This is a genomic window from Pseudodesulfovibrio sp. 7M6, from assembly GCF_050058625.1.
Classification (GTDB): Bacteria; Desulfobacterota; Desulfovibrionia; order Desulfovibrionales; family Desulfovibrionaceae; genus Pseudodesulfovibrio; species Pseudodesulfovibrio salinus.
This window is the reverse complement of sequence record NZ_CP188816.1, coordinates 3,695,891-3,713,453: the sequence shown is the minus strand read 5'-3', so window position 1 is coordinate 3,713,453 and position 17,563 is coordinate 3,695,891. Positions and strand designations below refer to the sequence as shown.

Below are 17,563 nucleotides of genomic sequence, written 5' to 3'. Positions count from 1 at the left end.
AGTCCGACTCCCCCGACACTGCTTTACCGACACAGTCTAATAAAAGCTGGCAGAACCCTCCTTGCGCGACAAAAGATTGAGCATGAGTAAGAAAGGAACGACATCTAGCGCAACACTGAGCGCCCACCAATGGAACGTGCTTGGAAAGTGCTTGAGGCACTGGAGAATAAGCGGGTCCGTCACTGACGCCACACTGAGCGGCGTGACCTTGAACTGCATGCCCATCAATGCATCCTGCATCCGTTCCTTGCATGAGATGAGCGACTTCACCTCAGCGGCCAACACCTCACGCTTGCGTCCCTTCTGGCTGTCTTCGGCAGTCTTGTCGTCAAGAATATCAATAACGGAGTTGAGTGCGACGATGCTCTCGTTGAGCATCTGGCTCCCGTTCAGATGGTTCAGCGAGGCGAGCGCGCTGTTGATCTCGTTGGACTGCCGGAAAAACTCCTTTTTATCCAAGGAGTCGATGCTGCCCTGAATGTTCGTCAGGTTGGTGCGGATCGCATCGTCGAACTTGTGGGCGTCCGCTGTGGCCTGGCCCATAAAATCTTCCGCCTTCCGCAGCTTTTCCTCTACAAGGGTCATGCTTTTGGTAATCACGCCGGGCTTGGCCACGCCGGTATACAGTCCCCTCTCGGAGTTCTTGCGTACGGTCGCCACGCTTTCCATCGTCTGCTTCACGGCGCTCAGGGCGGAAGCATAATGCTGCTGGTAGCCAGAGGTCGAATATTCGACCACAAAATTATTAATCGACTCCGCCGCTCCCAGAATGAAGACCTGCCCTTTGGCCATTCCCACCACGGACCATAGCGTGGAGAAGGAAAGGATGCCGCAGAACGCCAGGACGACAATGAAAAAACGCATGAAAAAGGAACTGCGCTTGAGCAGCTTGGCGCCTGCATAATAGGCGGCAAAAAGTACGACTATCCAGCTGGCGAAGGACAGCAGCAAAGCGAACCCCTTTGTCACCTGAACCGCCAGTCCCTCGTAGGTCGCGTAGGCGGAGACCCCGGCACAGGCCAACATGGCAAAGGTGGTCATGATGGGTTTCGCCCTCTCTATGAATTCCGATACGTCCAGATATAACAGCTTGCTATCCATGGAAAGTTAACCTCACGGATGAATTCTCGAATTGATGCAGACATGCAAAGGTATCCAGCGAGGACCCGATAACCTCCTGAACGTCATCCAAAGCCAAAGAATTTTCCAATGTTACGGACGTGTATTGTGAAGTGATACGTATGAGCTGGGCACCGCTAACATCATGTATGGAAAGGCCCTCCTCCGGGGACCACCCCATCTCCCCCAGGTCCACCATAGAACGGAGAACGGTCGACAGAGCCACCAATATCGCCATGGTCCTGTGGTAATGGTATGTCTTGAGATCCGGGGTCGCCAATTCCCCGATCTGGCAGAGGGCTCTCGTCTTCAGCCAATCGGCCCGGCTCAGCTCCCGCCGCCGCAACCGCTCGACCAGAGGATACGGAAGTGCCGCGATGCCGTAGGGAAGAGTCAGCGCCCCGCCAACGTCCAAAATGGAATCCGCCACCGACTTTTCTCGAAAAAAACGGATTCCGAAAATACGTTGATTAAAGATCGGGACGATCTCTTCCTTTTCCTTTTCATTCAGGATCAGACTGTCAGCATTCCTGACGAGAGCCACGGCAAACGCGGCGTTGGGGATACCGCAAGGCGCAATGGCTATCTCCCCTTTTTTCACCGCAGACGCCAACAGCGCCATCAACCCAGCATGGCCGCAGCCGCCCTTTACTTCCAGGAGCCTTATGCGTGAATATGTGCGAAGCGTGTACGCATAGTGGCTGCGCAGGTCCGACAAATTTATCTCGGACATGGAGAGAGCCCAATCGGCCCAGGAGGGAAACGAGCCCTGGTTGAAGGCCTCGACCAGCATCCCAAGATCCGGGGAGGAGTCGAACCCTTCCAGGAACTGCGCTGTAAGCCGTTTTTCCCTGGATCTGGCAAGCCCGATCACGAAGTGGGAAAAAAACATGACGGACATGCCTGATTGGCAGACATCGCGATCCATTGTCGCCATGACGCATATCTCTCCCGGACGACCTTGGATTCCCTGGATTGCCAGCGAGCGATACATGTAGATCGGATCGTCTCCGCGCCAGTCGATGGCATGGTATTCTCCGGGCACATCGGTAAACGGCATCTCCTGGCGCAATCCCAAAGAGGTGTCACTGCCGATTCGGAAGGTTTTAAGCATGAACCTTCTCAATAAAGTTTCTGAAGTTGCCGCAATAGACATCTCCCGGAATAGAGTAGAAGAAGTCATAATCCGGAAGACGACCCCCATTGCCGTCCGACTTGGTCTTGCCGACGTTGGAATGGAACACGTAATGTATGTTTTCGTGTTTGAAGAGGGCATGCAAAGCCGCAATCAGATGATTCCCGCGGTGCTGCACGAGATATTTCTTGGCCACCTCCCCGGACTGATACATCTCCGTGACCTCGTCGGTAATGGTGTCCGATTTGTTCAGCACCACGACGACAGGCTTGTCCAGCTCACCTGCCGAGGCAAAGGGAAAGATGTTGTCGCGCAAGGTGCTCACCACCATCTGCAGGTCACTGACGTTCTTGTCCCAGGCTTCACCTTCAAGGCTCAAGTCGAGAAAAAGGTGGTACGCGCTGCAGGTCGAGAGAAACTGGAAGGGCCTGCGCAATTCCTTGCCAATAAGCAGCTTGCGGGTAGAGACCCTTCTTCCCGACTTTGCGGCTTCCTTCACCACGTCCTCCATATTCGGCTTGATTTTGGCGACTAGTTCGCACCACCCTCCGGCTAGATCAGGGAAAAAATGGGAGTCCTCATTTCTCTGTGTCTTGTCCGTTATCCGAATAAACGGCGGCTCAAATCTGTTCCCGGCTGAATAAAGCTCGCCTCTCAAAGGCCATTGCCCCATGTTGATGCTTTTTTCATCCGCCCAATGCCCTCCGCCGGCATTATACGTTTGGGGAAAATCGGAAAGAAGTTTGCACCGCATCAGATACAAATAGCAGGTTTTCCCCGTATTACCGGGGCCAAGCAGACAGTGATTCATTTGACACCTCACCAATCACAAAAGGCTTCCAGGATGGATACGAGCAGGCAACCGGACAACTTTCCCAGATTCTCCAGCCTATATTCGCTGAGCGGCTCCGGGTAACCGTCTTTGCATTCATTTTTCAGAAGGATGGCGAAAATCCCCATATAGAGGATGACCCATCGGATGTTCATCGGGGTGGCCAGCGAGATTTGCCGGGTAACCAAAAGGACCAGCGAGGCCCAAAAGGCGATGCGCAGGGTATCAACCCAATAAACGACGATCCGCCTTTGTAGAAAAAGCGCGTTGAGAGGATATCTTGAGAATCTGGCCGCAGTGGCCATCCCAATTGTGATGAGCAGCACTATCGAATGATAGAGCCACGGTTCCTGCGGGATATGTTGTACTACCGGAAATAAAGCGCTGAAGCTCCTAGCCGGATTGGAGAGTAGTTCAGCAACAGCTATCAATGTGAATATCTCTCCTACGGCAGCGACTACACTTTTGATGAGTAAATAAATATTGTACATGGGACATGCTATAATATTGAATATACCATAGCAAGTATTTATTTGCCACCTTATATTGTTAATCGTTTTTACAAATTTGTTATCAATTTATTGATAGCACAAACCGCTTTCCTTGGTACCGGCAATGCTCCCGACCGAAAAAAACACTGTTTACAAGGAAGGTAGCTCGTATCGGGTTGTTCCACCAATGGACGCCAACTAACAACTAGCCTGGAGCGACCGTATTACTAACGCCATTCCCGAGGTACTGATTGCCGGACAAGGTCGCGGCCAAGACAAAAGCCCCAAGAAAGAAACGTAAATGTATTGCGCTTCGCCCTTGAGGCTTATCGACGATAAAAAAAAGTGTTTGGGTGCCCGGCTAATAGACGAAAGCCGCGTAGACCAAGCCCACCAGGGAGACGGTGACGATGCGCAAAATCTGGTTGCAGAGAATGAGGCGAAAGGCCATGCGCGGCTTGAAGATACCGGCATAATAGGGAAACTGATGGCGGAAGGCGCGCATGGGCGAGGACAGGACGTTGCCCAGCATGAGGGCCAGGACCACCTGGACGTCCGTGAGCTGGGAACCGGCGATGAGCGCACCGGCGGCGGCCAGTCCGGCCGTGAACTCGGCAGCCATGTGAAAGGCGACCACGCCCAGGGCCTCGGGCGGCAAAAACGAGAAGAGCCCCACGTGCCCGGCCATCATCCCCTCCAGCCACTGGAACATGCCGAGCTGTTTGAGCACGTAAAAGAGCGTGTAGATGGGAGCGGTGATGTAGACGATCTTGGGCAGCCGCTTGTAGAACCGTTTCCAAGTCCTTATCAGCGCCGAGCTCTTGTCCCGCTTCGCCTCCATCTCCTCCAGCCGACAGGGCAGGCATCCCTCCGGCAGCGGCGGCAGCATCCAGCGCCCGGCCACGGTGATGGTCAGCGTGCGCAGCAGGGCCGCAATGGCGGTAAGGGCCACATAAATGCCCGCGGCATGGCCGATGAACGGCGCGGCGATGAAGAAGATGGTCGGCAGGTGCAGAAAATAGGCCGGAAGCGAGTTGAACATGTTGGAAAAGAGCAGCTCTCGATCACTGAGGGTGCCCCTGTCATGCGCCTCGGCCAGCATGGTATTGGCCGCCACGCCGGAGAAAAAGGCCATGGAAAAGCTGGCGGCCGAGACATCGCCCAAATGGGCGCGGCGGGCCAGCGGATCGGCCAGCCGGGCCGCGTACCGGGTCCAGCGCAGCGACTCGATGAGGTTGCCCACGAACAGGCCGACGGAGATGAAAAAAGTCAGACGCAAAAGCGGCCAGAACAGGCCGGTCCAGAGCGCGTGCCAGGAAAGATCGATCATCTATTTCTTCTTTTTGACCTTGATCTTGCGCACCTGATCAACCTGATCTTCCGGCATAAAAAAGGTGTTCTTATCCGCCGGGAAGAGCAAACGGCGCACGTCGTCCCGGTAGCGGATCAGCGAATCGACCGAGGCCTCGCCCAACTCGGCATAGCGGCGCACGAACTTGGGAGTGAAGCGGTCGAACAGGCCAAGTACGTCGTGGTAGACCAGAATCTGGCCGTCGGTGGCGTTGCCCGCCCCGATGCCTATGGTGGGGATGCTCACCGCCTCGGTGATGAGCTGGGCCACTTCAACCGGCACAGCCTCTATGACCACGCTGAACGCCCCGGCGGCCTCCACGGCCTGGGCATCCTCGATGAGCGCCTTGGCCGCGTCCACGGACTTGCCTTGTGTTTTGAACCCGCCGAACTTGGCCACATGCTGCGGCGTCAGGCCGATATGGCCCATGACCGGCACCCCCGCGGCCGTCAACGCCTCTATCTGTCGGGCCACGGCCACGCCGCCCTCCAGCTTGACCGCCTTGGCTCCGCCCTCGCCCATGAGCCGGGCCGCGGTTTCCAGGGCGCGCTCCACAGTGGCGTAAGAGAGAAACGGCATGTCCGCCACCAGCAGGGCATGCCTTACGCCCCGCGCGGTCGCCTTGGTGTGGTGGACCATCTCGTCCACGGTCACCGAGAGGGTGTCCTCCCTGCCGAGCACGACCATGGCCAACGAATCGCCCACCAGGACGACATCCACGCCCGCCCTGTCGGCAATGAGGCCCGACGAGTAGTCATATGCGGTAATGCAGCAGATTTTCTCGCCTGTCTTCCGGTCATGAATTTCGGGAACGGTGACGGGCTTGGCCTGGGCCGGGGGAGTATCGTTTTTTGTAGTCATGGATGGAGAGTAGGAGTCGACAGATTTTCCGTCAAGAGGCGAGGGCGTCAATTGCGCCGCAATGGCCCGAAATACACGGGACCGGACGGAATGGTTCCGCCCGGTCCCGATGATGTCTGAAGCCGGAGAGCTACAGAGCCGCGAGGTTCTGGAGCACCCAGATGACCCGGCCAACGGTCCGCTCGTCCATTTCGGCAACGGGGATGGTCAGATCGGAGTACTTCTCGTTTTCCGCCTTGAGCAGGAAGGTGTCTCCCTGCAGATAGACGCGGCGGATAGTCAAACCCTGATGCGGGAAATGAACTGCGCACAAATCTCCGTCGGGATGATCCCGGCGGTCGCAGTCAATGCCCACGAAAGCGCCCCGTCCGATGACGGGTTCCATGCTGGCCGAATCGACCTTCACCACCTGGAGCTTGGGACGGCAAAAGGACTCCGGCATGGAGATCTCTTCCACAGGCTTGGGCTCCCAGGACTCGGCATCCTTATTGGCGCCGGCCATGGTGGAAACCGGGACGACGCGGCCGCGGGAGTTCAGGCGTCCATAGGGGGCCGGGGCTTCACGCAGCAGAGTATCGGCCGGAATCTTGGCCTTCTCGGCGTTGATGTAGACCGGCTCGACGCCCTCAGCCAGCCAGTCCGGGTCGAGCCCGTGGCTGCGATAGAGCTTCAGGAACCAGTCCGCCGGGATCGAGCAACGACGCTTGGCGTCGGAGATGCTGGACTGACGAACGTCCAGAACCTCGGCCAGCTGCACCTGGGTGCGCGCGCCTGTTGCTTTCTTGATCCGTTCCATGGCGTCCTCGAACCATTTGAGCTGAGCTTCATCACATTGTCTTTTTTTCTTAGGCATAAAATCCCTTCCTCTAAGTTTTGGCCTTGTGCCGCATCGTCAATGACAGAAATTATATCCATTCGTCAATGATGTACTTTAACATTGCACATGGCAGGCGGATTTCCCGTTATTTTTTTATAGGCTTCATCAGGCTTTTGTATAGTTATTCCAAAAAACATTTGTTTGATCGGGATTTTTTCCCGACTCACGGAAGTCACTATTTTTGTTGGAGGTACAATGAAAAACAGAGGTCCATCCCACAGGGATGGACCTCTTACATATAAAGGCGTTGCAAATTATTGCAGGTATTTCAGGAACGGGCTCTCAGGCGTCATTATGAAGCGGGATTTATTTTCAAATCCCTTTTTGTATGCATCCAGACTACGCATAAACGCATAAAAATCCGGCGACTGGCTAAGCGCTTCCGCGTAGATCCGCGTGGCCTGTCCATCGCCCTCACCCCGAACGATGGCGGACTGCTTGTCGGCATCGGCCAGAATGATGGTCCGCTCCTTGTCCGCCTGCGCCTTGATCCGGGCCGAGGCTTCGCGGCCTTCGGAGCGGTACTGCTTGGCCTGGCGTTCGCGCTCGGCCTTCATGCGGCCGAAGATGGCGCGGGCGTTCTCCGCAGGCAGATCCGTGCGCTTGATCCGCACGTCCACGATGTCCACGCCGTAGGGCTTGAGCAGTTCACGGGAGCGTTTGGTCACGGCGTCCATGATCTCCTGCCGCTTATGGGAGACAACCTCGATGAGGGTGTAGCGGCCGAGAGCCACGCGCAGCTGGGAGCGGACAATATCATCCAGCCGGGCCTGGGCGCCCTGGATAGTCCGCACCTTGGTATAGAAGGTGAGCGGGTTCACAATGCGCCACTTGGTATAGGAGTCCACGTTCATATACTTCTTGTCCGTGGTGGTGATCTCCTCGGGCTTGGCGTCGAAATCCAGGATGCGCGAGTCGAAGTAGACCACGTTCTGGATCAGGGGAAGCTTGAAATGCAGTCCGGGTTCGAGGGCCTTCTCACCCACCGGGCGACCCAGCTGAATGACGATGGCACGCTCGGTCTGGTGCACGGTGAAGGCGGATTGGGTGACCACGACAGCGGCCACGATAACCAGCAGCATCAGCAAGACGGTTCTTTTACTCATGACGTCCTCCCTTACTGCTTTTGTGCGGGTTGAGTGGTGGTGGACCGTCCGACCGGGGGCAACTGGCCCAGCGGCAGGTATGGGACGGCCTTCTTGAGCGCGTCTCCGGAAAGAATCATCTTTTCCGTATCGGGATTGGAGAGGATGGACTCCATGGTCTCCAGGTACAGGCGCTGACGGGTGATGTCCTTGGCCTTGTTGTACTCCTTGAGCACGGACAGGAACTTGGAGGCGTCACCCTGGGCGCGACGGATCTTGGCTTCCTTGTAAGCCTGGGCCCCATTGACGATCCGGGCCGCCTCACCACGCGCCTTGGGCAGGATGTCGCGCTGATAGGCCTCGGCCTCGTTGATGAACCGGCTCTTGTCCTCGCGGGCGCTGGCCACGTCCTTGAACGCCTCCACCACCTGCTCCGGCGGATGCACGTTCTGCATCTGCACGGCCACAATGGAAACGCCGGTCTTGTACGAATCCAGAATCCGCTGCATCAGGTCGCGGGTCTGGACTTGAATTTCCTGTTTCCCGGTGGTCAGGGCGTCGTCGATCTTGCCGTTGCCGATGACCTCACGCATGGCGGCCTCACCGGCATGGACGATGGTCTTGGCGGGGTCGTGCACATTGAACAGATAGTTCTTGGCGTCCTTGATCATCCACTGGACGATGAACTGGACCGAGACGATGTTCTCGTCACCGGTCAGCATGAGGGCTTCTTCCGGCACCTCACGGCTCACGCCCTGCTGGAAATCCTGTCCATAGGACCGCCCCGGCGTGCGGAATCCGAATTCCAAACGCCGAATCTGCGTGACCTTGGGGGTCATGACACTCTCCACCGGGTAGGGGATGTGGTAGTTCGGGCCAGCCGTGGTGATACGGTTGAAGGCACCGAACTGCTGCACCACGCCGACCTCGTCGGGTTCGACAATATAGAACCCGCTGGCGACCCAGAGAAGAATGATGATGGGTATGATGAGTTTCCAGCCAGGCAGCTTGAAGCCTTTGAACTTCTCAAGCTGCTCGTGGAAATCGTCGAAGCTCGGCGGCTTGCCGCCGGAGCGCCCCTGTTGTTGCTTTTGTAATTTTTCCCAATCCCAATTCATGATCCAACAGAAATAGGCGGATTGTAAGAACAGGTCAAGAGAAGTCGGAACATACTCTCTCTCGCCTCTATATAGATTGCTCGCCTGTCCGGATCAGCTCCCGGCCTTGGAATACACGATTTTCCCTGCCCATCAGCCGGATAGATATTGATTGCCATCAAATAATCCACTTGATTTATATCCGTATTCAAGTAATCGCTTCCGAGCTATCCGACAGAACTCACTTTTGAGCTAGCCTGCCGGACGTTTCGCGACAAAGCCAAATCCATCGTGAGGTGGAGACGGAAAGCCACGGATCTCCTTCAGTATGGAGACAGCCGGGTTACCTGTGGAAATATTTCTGCTGCGTCCCCCTTCATTTTGTGGACACCGGGTCCATGGCTTTATCTCATTCATCACCCCCCCTCATTTTAGGGGGTGTCTAGGGGGATATCATGCATATTTTTCGGCTGTTGCTCATTCTTTCCTTTCTCCTGCCCGCTGCCGGGTGCTTTCCCAAATGTCTGCCCACGCCACAACCTGTTGCCGTCGTCAAGCAAACGGCGAAGCTGCCGGTTCGCATATCCGGCATCACTTACATCATAGAGCCCCATGGCGAAAAGCTCTCGGAACAAAATAGCGAGACATGGCTCATGAGGCTGACGACTGGCCTGTCCAAAATTTCCACGAACTGTTTGCTGGATCCCGCCATAACATCCAAAGATACGGATCGAGTCGTCAGTGTTCGAATTCGCGTTCACGAGGTCGTCGCCGGCTTTCAAGGTTCGATATTCGCCAGCGGATTTCCCGCCAGATACGCCGCAACATACGAAGCATACTCCCCGGAGGACGGCACAATCTATCTGAGTCGGAAATACGACATGAAAAAAGATTTTGAACAACAGGACGACAGGAGTTGTACGGAAAACAGCGAGGGGATCGGTGCACTCTACGAGGCCATAAACGACGTTACCGGCCAATTCATTGATGAACTATACAAGGTGCAGGGACAGGCTGCGGTGCCGTCGCCCGGCCGTCTGCCGGGTTCCCTCGGCAAGGTGACAACATTCTTTCCCGTAACCAAGAGAAATATCCGTTGGATGCTCAATTGCGCTACGAATCCCTATGCTCATGCCACCTACTCGAAGTTGGACTTTGACCTCCCAGGCGAAGTGACGGAGCGAATTCAGAAAAAAGCGGTTTTCGACCATACAGGTAGCGACGTTTACGACATTAAAATCTTTATGCCCGCATTCTACGCCACCGACGGAGGATGGTTCTCCGATCCCTTTTTCGAATTCAATGCCGATGCGGTCATCTACAAGAACGGAACCGAAATTGCCGATGTCGAATTCGAGGCGGACTCACATAAGGGACAGACACTCCAAGAAGTTATGGATTCCTATACACAACGTATACTTGAAGAACTCAAAAAATTGCAGGAGAAATAACAATGCGATTCCCGGTAAAAACAATTCTGGCCCTGCTTTTATGTCTGGCATGTGTCGGTTGTAGCGGCAGGTACTGCGCCACCTCTTTTGAGGGGGACACCTCGCTGGCTTACGGACAAGATAGCGGGACCATCAACATCGATGAATACATACCAGCCGGAGACTTTTCATTCCCTCTGAGCAAAATAACTCTTGGATACACGATTACGCCCCAGGGAGACGACCTGCTATGGCAGATCAAAGCCAAAGGCCAGATCCTCGGCGTGAAGGACGGCAAGGCCGCCCGCCCACAATCTCCGAATGACGTATTCCGGCTCTATCCGCTTAAAGATTCCCACCCCCCGCTGGAGTTCACCGTGCGAACCGATAGGCTGGGCAACATGAAGGAAATGGGAGAACCGATTTCAAGCAAGACGGGAAAACCGCTCGGAAACCTTTTCTGGAAAACCTACTATACCCGAATCTTTTCCATGGTATTTGTTTCATTCGCCACGGACAGGGCGCCGATGGGCGCTGTCGTATCCCACGGACAATGTGGTCTCATGCCCGAGGACAGCATCCATTTCCCGGCCCCGGATATCATCCTGAGCGGAAAACAGGGCAACAGCAGCACGGATATGCTTGTTTTGCGCTATGAGAACAAAAGCAGGGAATACAAAAACCGCAATCGGCAAAAATGCATCGACTCCGCGGAAGTCGACTATGTCATAGACGGGAAAACCCATGTCGTGGTGCGGGGACGAACCCTGTACGACACCGTAAACGGCCATCGAGTTATAATAATTACGCGTGAAAAATTGTAACTGACAACGAGTTCGGCCCGGCTGCCGGTGAAAAGCGCCCAGCCGGGCCGTTCTCTTTTTTTTGCGTGCACAGGTGTGTTCCATCTCTGTTCTTGAATTGTCCTGCTCGAACAGGCACACTCCGGGCCATGAAACCTATCGACCGCAAGATTTTTCGAGCCTACGACGTCCGGGGTATAGTGGACCGGGATTTTGACCCGGAATGGGTGTACACGCTGGGCCGCGCCTGCGGAACTTACTTTTTGCAACAAGGCTGGAGCCGGGCTGTTGTGGGGCATGACTGCCGGGCCTCTTCCGCCGGATATCAGCGCGTGATGGCCGAGGGGCTGGCCGAAACCGGCGTGGACGTGCTCTGTCTGGGGCAGGTCTCCAGCCCGATCTTCTACTTTGCGGCCAAGCATCTGGAATTTTCGGCCGGGGTGATGATTACCGCCAGTCACAACCCCAAGGAATACAACGGTTTCAAGGTCTGGGGCGGCCTGTCCACCATCCATGGCGACGAGGTTCAGGCCCTGTACGACGTCATGGCCGCGGGCGAGTTCCCCACCGGCGACGGCATCATATCCACCCACGACATTCTCCCTACATATAAAGAGGACCTCCTCTCCCGTGTCACCCTGGCCCGGCCGCTCAAGATTGTGGTGGACGGCGGTAACGGCGTGGCCGGGAATCTGACGGCCGACATTCTGGAGTCCGCCGGGGCCGAGGTGATCCGCCTCTTCTGCGAACCGGACGGCGATTTTCCCAACCACCACCCCGACCCGGTGGTGGAGGCCAACATGGAAGCCCTCAAAAGAGCCGTTGTCGAACACGGCGCGGACTGCGGCGTTGGCCTGGACGGAGACGGCGACCGCATCGGCGCGGTGGACGAGACCGGCCGCCTCATGTTCGGCGACCAGCTCCTGGCCATCTATGCCCGCGACCTGCTGCAAACCGAGCCCGGCTCGGCCGTGGTGGCGGACGTCAAATGCTCCCACCTGCTCTTCAAGGATGTGGAGGCGCACGGCGGCACGGCCGAGATGTGCATAACCGGCCACTCCATCGTCAAAAACCGCATGATCGAGATCGGCGCGGCCCTGGGCGGCGAGATGTCGGGCCACATGTTCTTCTTCCACGGCTACCACGGATTCGACGACGCCACCTACGGCGCACTGCTGCTCGCGGGCATCCTCTCCCGATCGGACAAGCCGCTCTCCCGCCAGCTTGAGGACTGGCCCCCGGTCTTCAACACCCCGGAAATCCGGGAGGACTGTCCGGAAGAAATCAAATTCGAAGTGGTGGCCAGGGCACAGGCCTATTTCAAGGAACGCTACCCGGTCATCGACATGGATGGCGCGCGGGTGGAGTTCGGAGACGGCTGGGGGCTGGTGCGCGCCTCCAACACCCAGGGAGCGCTTATCCTGCGGTTCGAGGCTGAGTCCGAAGCGCGGCTCGCGGAAATCCGGGAAATCATGGAGACCCCCATCAACAGCTGGGTGAAGGAACTCTCCGGGCTGGCATGAGCAACCTGAGGACGTTCACGGGCTGGTACCGCCGCCTGCGCGCCTTCATCCTGCGGCGCGACGTGGAAGTCCTCGGCCAATGCGCCATGTGCGGGGACTGCTGCCACGATATCATCATCCGCGACGGCAAACGCTGGCTCAAAAGCCGCCGCGCCTTTGAAAAATTGTGCGAAAAGGAGCCGGACCACCGTTGCCTGAAGATCACCGGCCGCGACTTCCAGGGCCACCTCGTCTTCGCCTGCTCGCTCCTGGGCAAGGACGGCCTGTGCACCGCGCACGAATCCAGGCTTTCTTTGTGTAGAAATTATCCCTCGAAATCGCTATATTATCAGGGAGGCTGGCTTAAGCCCGACTGCGGCTACTTCTTCAAGACCTTCACCTTCCGCGACTTCTTCATGCAGCGCAAGCGGCGGGCCATCCCCAAATTTTCCGAGGTATTGCGCAAGGAAACAGAACGCAGGCAGGACGAACGGCAGGCCCCATGAAAAAGCTCATCTTCCTTCTCATAGCAGCCCTGATCACGGCCGGGGGTGTCTGGTATTTTACCGGCTTCGGCAAAAACGACACCGTCAAGGTGCTCAAGACAGCCAAGGTCGAACGCGGGGACGTGTCCAAGATCCTGGAGGCCACCGGCATCGTCAAATTGCAGGTGGGTGCCGAGGTCAAGGTGGGCGCACAGGCCACCGGTGTGCTCGAATCCGTGCCCGTCAAGGTCGGCGATCATGTGAAAAAGGGCCAGCTCATCGCCCAGATCGACGCGCGCGAGCTGAAATCCCGCATCACCCAGGCCCGCGCGGACCTGGAACTCACCCGGGCCAAGCTTCGGTACATGGAAAAGAACCTGCCGCGCAAACAGCAGCTGGTGGACAAGAAGCTGGAGGCGCAGGATACCCTGGACATAGCCCTGCAGGATGCCATGGTCGCCCGCCACTCCGTGGAGTCCGCCCACGCCTACGTCCAGTCGCTGGAAGTCCAGCTCTCCTACACGAAAATCTACTCGCCCATAGACGGCGTGGTCTCCCAGGTGGCGGCCCAGGAAGGCGAAACCATCGTCTCCGGCCTGTCCGTGTCCAACCTCATCACCGTCATCGACCCCACCCGCCTGGAAATGTGGATATACGTGGACGAAACCGACATCGGCCGCGTGCGCCCCGGCCTGCCCGTGCGCTACACCGTGGACGCCTACCGCGACAAAATCTTCGAGGGCACGGTGGAGCGCATCTACCCCCAGCCCGAAGTGCGCGACAACATCGTCTACTACAACGCCCTGGTCCAGGTGACGCCCGAGCAGGCCAAGTCGCTCCGCCCGGAAATGACCACCCAGTGTAAAATCATCGTCGAGACCAAACAAAACGTGCTCACCGTGCCGAACAACGCCCTCAAGTGGGTGCGCGACAAGCAGCTCTGTTTTGTGGTGGATGATCCGGCCAAGCCGCCCCGCCAGGTTACACCCAAGCTCGGTCTGGCCGGGCTGACCCATTCCGAAGTCATCGAGGGACTCAAGGAGGGCGAAACCGTGGCCACCCAGCTCGTACTCCCCGGCACCAAGGGCGCAAAGGGCAAGTAAATGGGTCCGGCCATCCATCTGACCGAAATATCAAAGACCTTCTTCCGCGAAAACGAGCGGAAAAACGGCGACCCGGCCGAAGGCATCACCGTGCTCAAGTCCATAACCCTGGACGTGGCCCAGGGCGAGTTCGTCTCCCTGCAAGGCACCTCCGGTTCGGGCAAGTCCACCCTGCTGCACATCATCGGCCTGCTCGACCGCCCCACCTCCGGCGCCTATCAGCTGCTGGGCAACGATACCGCCACCCTCGACGACGACCATCTCTCGGACCTGCGCAACAAGAACCTCGGCTTCGTCTTCCAGTCCTTCTACCTCATCCCCTACGCCACCGCCCTGGAAAACGTCGTCCTGCCCGGCCTCTACTCCGGCAAGTCCCAAGCCGAACTCACCGCCCGGGCCAAGGAACTCCTCGAACAGGTCGGTCTGGCCGACCGCATGAACTTCAAGCCCGCCAGCCTCTCCGGCGGCCAGCAGCAGCGCGTCGCCATGGCCCGCGCCCTGCTCAACAAGCCCGACATCATCCTCGCCGACGAGCCCACAGGCCAGCTCGACTCCACCACCTCCGGCGAAATCATCAAGCTCTTCACGCAAGTACACGCCTCCGGTACCACCATCGTCCTCGTCACCCACGACGAAAACGTCGCTGCCCAGGCCCAGCGCATCATCCGCATCCACGACGGCCGCATCGTGGAAGACAAGCAGACCGGCGCGTAGGCAAGGCAAGAGAAGAAGCCTCGCCGGCGGGCGTCTCCGACGGCCAGGGCGCTGCCCTGGACCTGCCAAAGGCTATGGCCTTTGGAATCCGTTTCCGGCTGCGCCGGGGTAGGGTGCGGGAATGGGTAGGACTGACCGGGTAGGCGGTGCGTGGCGGCTATGCGGCGTTCGGAAGTCTTTGGCCAGGGTGGTTTTCGCCCTGTCGGGACGAAAACCACCCTGGCCAAATCCTCCCGAACAGTGCCCGTTTGAAGAGAGGGGAATTCTTTCATTCAAGAAACATAATGGCTTTCTTACACTTAGCCCGACTCCCTCCCTTGACCCGCTCCACCCCGCGTAGCGGACCAAAAAGCTTTGGAGGGGAGATGGGGTTAGGGGGTCCGGGGGGAAGGGGAAGAGGGGGACCTTTCACGAAAGGTCCCCCTCTTCCCCTTCCCCCCGGCTCGCCGCAGGCGATTCCTCCCTATGCGTTCCCCACGATGAGGGCGCCGTTGGTTCGTTCCGGGGCCTGGAGGAATTCGTAGCTGATGTCGCGCGAGTTATCGAAGACGTTGGTTCCCTGGTCCACGGTAAGGAAGTTGATTTCCCGGTCGTCGATGAAGTTGGTATCGGCGTTGTCCTCGATGACATGGGTATAGGAATTGTCGAGGTTGACGTCGGTGGAATAGTCGGTGCGGACGTTGCTGACGTGGTTGGTGGCGTAATTGGTTTCCTTGTTTTCCACCAGGGTGGTGTCGTTGTTCACAACCTGGGAATTTCGGGTCAGGTCCTGGTCCACGTAGCGGATGTCGGTGCTGTTGGCCAGGGTGGTGGAGTTGTCGCTCTGGTTGACGTTGGTGTCGTTGACAACGAGCTGCACGTCGCGGGAGTTGTCCACGTTGCTTTCGCGCATGGTGTTCTGTTCGTGGACGGAGTTGTCCTCGGTCACGGAAACGAGCCGGGTGGTGCCTTCGGTGGGCACCGGGGTGACGGTGGTGACTTGCGGATAGCTGACGACGCGAGTGCTTTCCGGCGCGGTGGAGGAAATAACCGGACCGCCATCCATGTTGTTGATGGTCGTGGAATCCACGGACTGATCGAGCACCCTTTCCACGTTGGAGGGGTAGGCCACGGTGATGTTTCTTTCCTCATCCACACCGAGGTCGAAATCGTAGTTGCGCTCCGGCGCGTAGACGAACTGCTGGGGCGGGAGGTTCGGCTTGACCAGATCGACCCCGATGGAGTCGGGCTGCTCGAAGCTGACGGAAGCCTGCTCCCATGGAGCCTGGGGCACGCGGGTGGGAATGAACCCCTGCGAGTTGACGACGTGATGGAAGTTGTCGCGCGGCCAGCTCTGGGTATGGCCGAAAATTTCGCCATGGGGATTGGTCTGGCGATAGGCTACGACATGTCCTGCCGGGCTGATGGGCGTAACGCCGGTGGGAGTGGGCAGAAAGACGCTGATGCCTTGCGGCTGAAGTGGTCCGCCGCCGCTTAAGGGAGCTATCTGGACATTGCCCGCCGCCGGAACAACGGTCCCGCCGCTGCTCTGCGCTATGGGGGCATAGCCCGTTGTCGGCGCAATTTGTCCGGAGCCGCCTCCTGTACCGGTTGAGCCGCCGCCCGTGGCGGATGAGACCTGCCCGGCACCGGTGGTCTTGGTGGGGGCTTCCGACGCTCCGCTGTTGCCGAGGCCGGCACCGCCGGTATTGAGGGTAGGCACGCCACCGCCGCCTTGCAGCGCGCCGAAGGCACCGCTGCTGGCCATGGAGGTGGAACCGCCGCTGGTGTTGCGTATGGCGGAGTCGGACCCACCGCCTACGCCGCTTCCTCCGCCTCCGCCTCCTCCGCCGCCGCTAACGCCGCTGCCGCCGCCAAAGGAACCGCCGCCACCGCCACCGCCCGAGGCAAAGCCTGCGCCGCCTCCGATGCTGCCACCAGCGCCCATATCAAGAGGCGGCAGGCCGGGGCCGGTCAGGGAAGTATAGGCCATGCCGGGAGAGGCGCTGTAAGGTATACGCGCCATGGAGGTATCGATGGGCACATGAGCCGGAGTCGTATCGATAGGAACGTGTCCGGGTTCGCCGGTAACGGCATGCCCCGGTCCGCCAGCCATGAAGGAGGCAGCCGGTCCGGCCGTCACCTGACCGGGGGGGCCGGCCACGATGAAGTCGGTAAAATTGAAGGACACTGGGGATCTCCCCGCCAAAGCCGACCGTCCCTGGTCAGCACCATGCCGCACGGGCTTTTGGCATACCTTTAATATACGCTCTGAAAATTACGCGTCAAGTCGGGGAGATTATTAATCCGGGCGAATAAATGATTTGATCCGCATTCGGCAACGGCTCCATTGGAAATATGGCAGGATTTACAACAGGCTGCGATGCAAAAAATGATATGAAAAGGGTGAAGCCCGGTCTCGGGGGCGGTGAGACCGGGCTTCGGGGGGTTGCAGTGTGTAAAGGAGGAGTGAGGTGTGATGCTCTTGTCGAATATCTAGGCCGGTGCGTAGAAGCACCGTTTGGGCGAGATGACCTTGCCTTCCTCGCGCAGTGACTTGATCGCCTTGGAAACGTCCTTGCCGTCTACATCCAGCGCTTTGGCGATATCGCCGGGGCGAACCGGCTTGCCCGCATCGAGCATGGCTTGGTATACTTGGTCTTTCATTTCGCTTGTCCTTTGTTGCAGTGAGAGTGTGT

The 17,563-nt window shown here is 57.9% G+C and carries 17 protein-coding genes and 1 riboswitch; of the genes, 6 read left to right on the top strand and 11 right to left on the bottom strand.

The genetic code is table 11. From position 1 onward, the window contains the following. Window positions 1-36 precede the first annotated feature (36 nt). The 9 genes from ACI0FG_RS17305 to hflK all read right to left on the bottom strand — a co-directional run bounded on the left by ACI0FG_RS17305 (window position 37) and on the right by hflK (window position 8,869). The gene (locus ACI0FG_RS17305; RefSeq protein ID WP_419786260.1) at window positions 37-1,101 is read right to left on the bottom strand and encodes a hypothetical protein; all 1,065 of its coding nucleotides are present in this window, start codon (window positions 1,099-1,101) and stop codon (window positions 37-39) included. Continuing rightward, window positions 1,094-2,233: a hypothetical protein gene (locus tag ACI0FG_RS17300; RefSeq protein ID WP_419786259.1), complete on the bottom strand. Its 1,140-nt coding sequence runs from the start codon at window positions 2,231-2,233 to the stop codon at window positions 1,094-1,096. The genes ACI0FG_RS17305 and ACI0FG_RS17300 overlap by 8 nt, the downstream gene beginning before the upstream one ends. Next, window positions 2,226-3,065, bottom strand: a complete 840-nt coding sequence (locus ACI0FG_RS17295; protein ID WP_419786258.1) for a hypothetical protein — start codon at window positions 3,063-3,065, stop codon at window positions 2,226-2,228. Before ACI0FG_RS17295 ends, ACI0FG_RS17300 begins: the two co-directional genes overlap by 8 nt. A gap of 8 nt (window positions 3,066-3,073) precedes the next feature. Further along, window positions 3,074-3,577, bottom strand: coding sequence for a hypothetical protein (locus ACI0FG_RS17290; RefSeq protein ID WP_419786257.1), 504 nt, complete (start codon window positions 3,575-3,577; stop codon window positions 3,074-3,076). 361 nt (window positions 3,578-3,938) lie between these two features. After that, complete coding sequence (locus ACI0FG_RS17285) at window positions 3,939-4,907, bottom strand: hypothetical protein (RefSeq protein WP_419786256.1); 969 nt, start codon at window positions 4,905-4,907, stop codon at window positions 3,939-3,941. Further along, entirely contained in the window at window positions 4,908-5,789 is an 882-nt protein-coding gene (panB, locus tag ACI0FG_RS17280; RefSeq protein WP_419786255.1) for a 3-methyl-2-oxobutanoate hydroxymethyltransferase, read from the bottom strand. Window positions 5,790-5,919: 130 nt separating this feature from the next. Beyond that, window positions 5,920-6,642 carry a LexA family transcriptional regulator gene (locus tag ACI0FG_RS17275; RefSeq protein WP_419786254.1) on the bottom strand — a complete coding sequence of 241 codons (723 nt, stop codon included), beginning with the start codon at window positions 6,640-6,642 and terminating at the stop codon, window positions 5,920-5,922. Window positions 6,643-6,920: 278 nt separating this feature from the next. Then, the gene (gene hflC, locus ACI0FG_RS17270; protein WP_419786253.1) at window positions 6,921-7,772 is read right to left on the bottom strand and encodes a protease modulator HflC; all 852 of its coding nucleotides are present in this window, start codon (window positions 7,770-7,772) and stop codon (window positions 6,921-6,923) included. Window positions 7,773-7,783: 11 nt separating this feature from the next. After that, window positions 7,784-8,869 (bottom strand): FtsH protease activity modulator HflK, encoded by a 1,086-nt coding sequence (gene hflK / locus ACI0FG_RS17265; RefSeq protein ID WP_419786252.1) that lies wholly within the window; start codon window positions 8,867-8,869, stop codon window positions 7,784-7,786. Window positions 8,870-9,117: 248 nt separating this feature from the next. Further along, window positions 9,118-9,199, top strand: a riboswitch (cyclic di-GMP riboswitch). Between the two features lie 122 nt (window positions 9,200-9,321). Between hflK and ACI0FG_RS17260 the strand changes: the two genes are divergently transcribed. The 6 genes from ACI0FG_RS17260 (at window position 9,322) to ACI0FG_RS17235 (ending at window position 14,885) form a co-directional block, all read left to right on the top strand. Then, entirely contained in the window at window positions 9,322-10,299 is a 978-nt protein-coding gene (locus tag ACI0FG_RS17260; RefSeq protein ID WP_419786251.1) for a hypothetical protein, read from the top strand. A 2-nt stretch (window positions 10,300-10,301) separates the two neighbouring features. Then, window positions 10,302-11,102 carry a hypothetical protein gene (locus ACI0FG_RS17255; protein ID WP_419786250.1) on the top strand — a complete coding sequence of 267 codons (801 nt, stop codon included), beginning with the start codon at window positions 10,302-10,304 and terminating at the stop codon, window positions 11,100-11,102. A gap of 128 nt (window positions 11,103-11,230) precedes the next feature. Continuing rightward, a complete protein-coding gene (locus tag ACI0FG_RS17250) occupies window positions 11,231-12,604 on the top strand; it encodes a phosphomannomutase/phosphoglucomutase (protein ID WP_419786249.1) in 1,374 nt (457 codons plus the stop codon). Beyond that, window positions 12,601-13,089, top strand: a complete 489-nt coding sequence (locus ACI0FG_RS17245; RefSeq protein ID WP_419786248.1) for a YkgJ family cysteine cluster protein — start codon at window positions 12,601-12,603, stop codon at window positions 13,087-13,089. The genes ACI0FG_RS17250 and ACI0FG_RS17245 overlap by 4 nt, the downstream gene beginning before the upstream one ends. Further along, window positions 13,086-14,171, top strand: coding sequence for an efflux RND transporter periplasmic adaptor subunit (locus ACI0FG_RS17240; protein ID WP_419786247.1), 1,086 nt, complete (start codon window positions 13,086-13,088; stop codon window positions 14,169-14,171). The genes ACI0FG_RS17245 and ACI0FG_RS17240 overlap by 4 nt, the downstream gene beginning before the upstream one ends. Next, entirely contained in the window at window positions 14,172-14,885 is a 714-nt protein-coding gene (locus tag ACI0FG_RS17235; RefSeq protein WP_419786246.1) for an ABC transporter ATP-binding protein, read from the top strand. Between the two features lie 463 nt (window positions 14,886-15,348). On the opposite strand, the gene ACI0FG_RS17230 is transcribed toward ACI0FG_RS17235, so the two are convergent. Then, complete coding sequence (locus ACI0FG_RS17230) at window positions 15,349-17,055, bottom strand: hypothetical protein (RefSeq protein WP_419786245.1); 1,707 nt, start codon at window positions 17,053-17,055, stop codon at window positions 15,349-15,351. A 305-nt stretch (window positions 17,056-17,360) separates the two neighbouring features. Continuing rightward, a complete protein-coding gene (locus ACI0FG_RS17225; protein ID WP_419786244.1) occupies window positions 17,361-17,531 on the bottom strand; it encodes a transcriptional regulator in 171 nt (56 codons plus the stop codon). Between the last annotated feature and the right edge of the window lie 32 nt (window positions 17,532-17,563).

Excerpts from the sequence above, each read along its gene's own strand:
- ACI0FG_RS17275 (WP_419786254.1), bottom strand. The coding sequence starts at position 6,642 with ATGCCTAAGAAAAAAAGACAATGTGATGAAGCTCAGCTCAAATGGTTC.
- ACI0FG_RS17305 (WP_419786260.1), bottom strand. The coding sequence starts at position 1,101 with ATGGATAGCAAGCTGTTATATCTGGACGTATCGGAATTCATAGAGAGG.
- ACI0FG_RS17285 (WP_419786256.1), bottom strand. The coding sequence starts at position 4,907 with ATGATCGATCTTTCCTGGCACGCGCTCTGGACCGGCCTGTTCTGGCCG.
- ACI0FG_RS17295 (WP_419786258.1), bottom strand. The coding sequence starts at position 3,065 with ATGAATCACTGTCTGCTTGGCCCCGGTAATACGGGGAAAACCTGCTAT.
- hflK (WP_419786252.1), bottom strand. The coding sequence starts at position 8,869 with ATGAATTGGGATTGGGAAAAATTACAAAAGCAACAACAGGGGCGCTCC.
- panB (WP_419786255.1), bottom strand. The coding sequence starts at position 5,789 with ATGACTACAAAAAACGATACTCCCCCGGCCCAGGCCAAGCCCGTCACC.
- ACI0FG_RS17245 (WP_419786248.1), top strand. The coding sequence starts at position 12,601 with ATGAGCAACCTGAGGACGTTCACGGGCTGGTACCGCCGCCTGCGCGCC.
- ACI0FG_RS17250 (WP_419786249.1), top strand. The coding sequence starts at position 11,231 with ATGAAACCTATCGACCGCAAGATTTTTCGAGCCTACGACGTCCGGGGT.
- ACI0FG_RS17290 (WP_419786257.1), bottom strand. The coding sequence starts at position 3,577 with ATGTACAATATTTATTTACTCATCAAAAGTGTAGTCGCTGCCGTAGGA.
- ACI0FG_RS17255 (WP_419786250.1), top strand. The coding sequence starts at position 10,302 with ATGCGATTCCCGGTAAAAACAATTCTGGCCCTGCTTTTATGTCTGGCA.
- ACI0FG_RS17240 (WP_419786247.1), top strand. The coding sequence starts at position 13,086 with ATGAAAAAGCTCATCTTCCTTCTCATAGCAGCCCTGATCACGGCCGGG.
- ACI0FG_RS17235 (WP_419786246.1), top strand. The coding sequence starts at position 14,172 with ATGGGTCCGGCCATCCATCTGACCGAAATATCAAAGACCTTCTTCCGC.
- ACI0FG_RS17225 (WP_419786244.1), bottom strand. The coding sequence starts at position 17,531 with ATGAAAGACCAAGTATACCAAGCCATGCTCGATGCGGGCAAGCCGGTT.
- hflC (WP_419786253.1), bottom strand. The coding sequence starts at position 7,772 with ATGAGTAAAAGAACCGTCTTGCTGATGCTGCTGGTTATCGTGGCCGCT.
- ACI0FG_RS17300 (WP_419786259.1), bottom strand. The coding sequence starts at position 2,233 with ATGCTTAAAACCTTCCGAATCGGCAGTGACACCTCTTTGGGATTGCGC.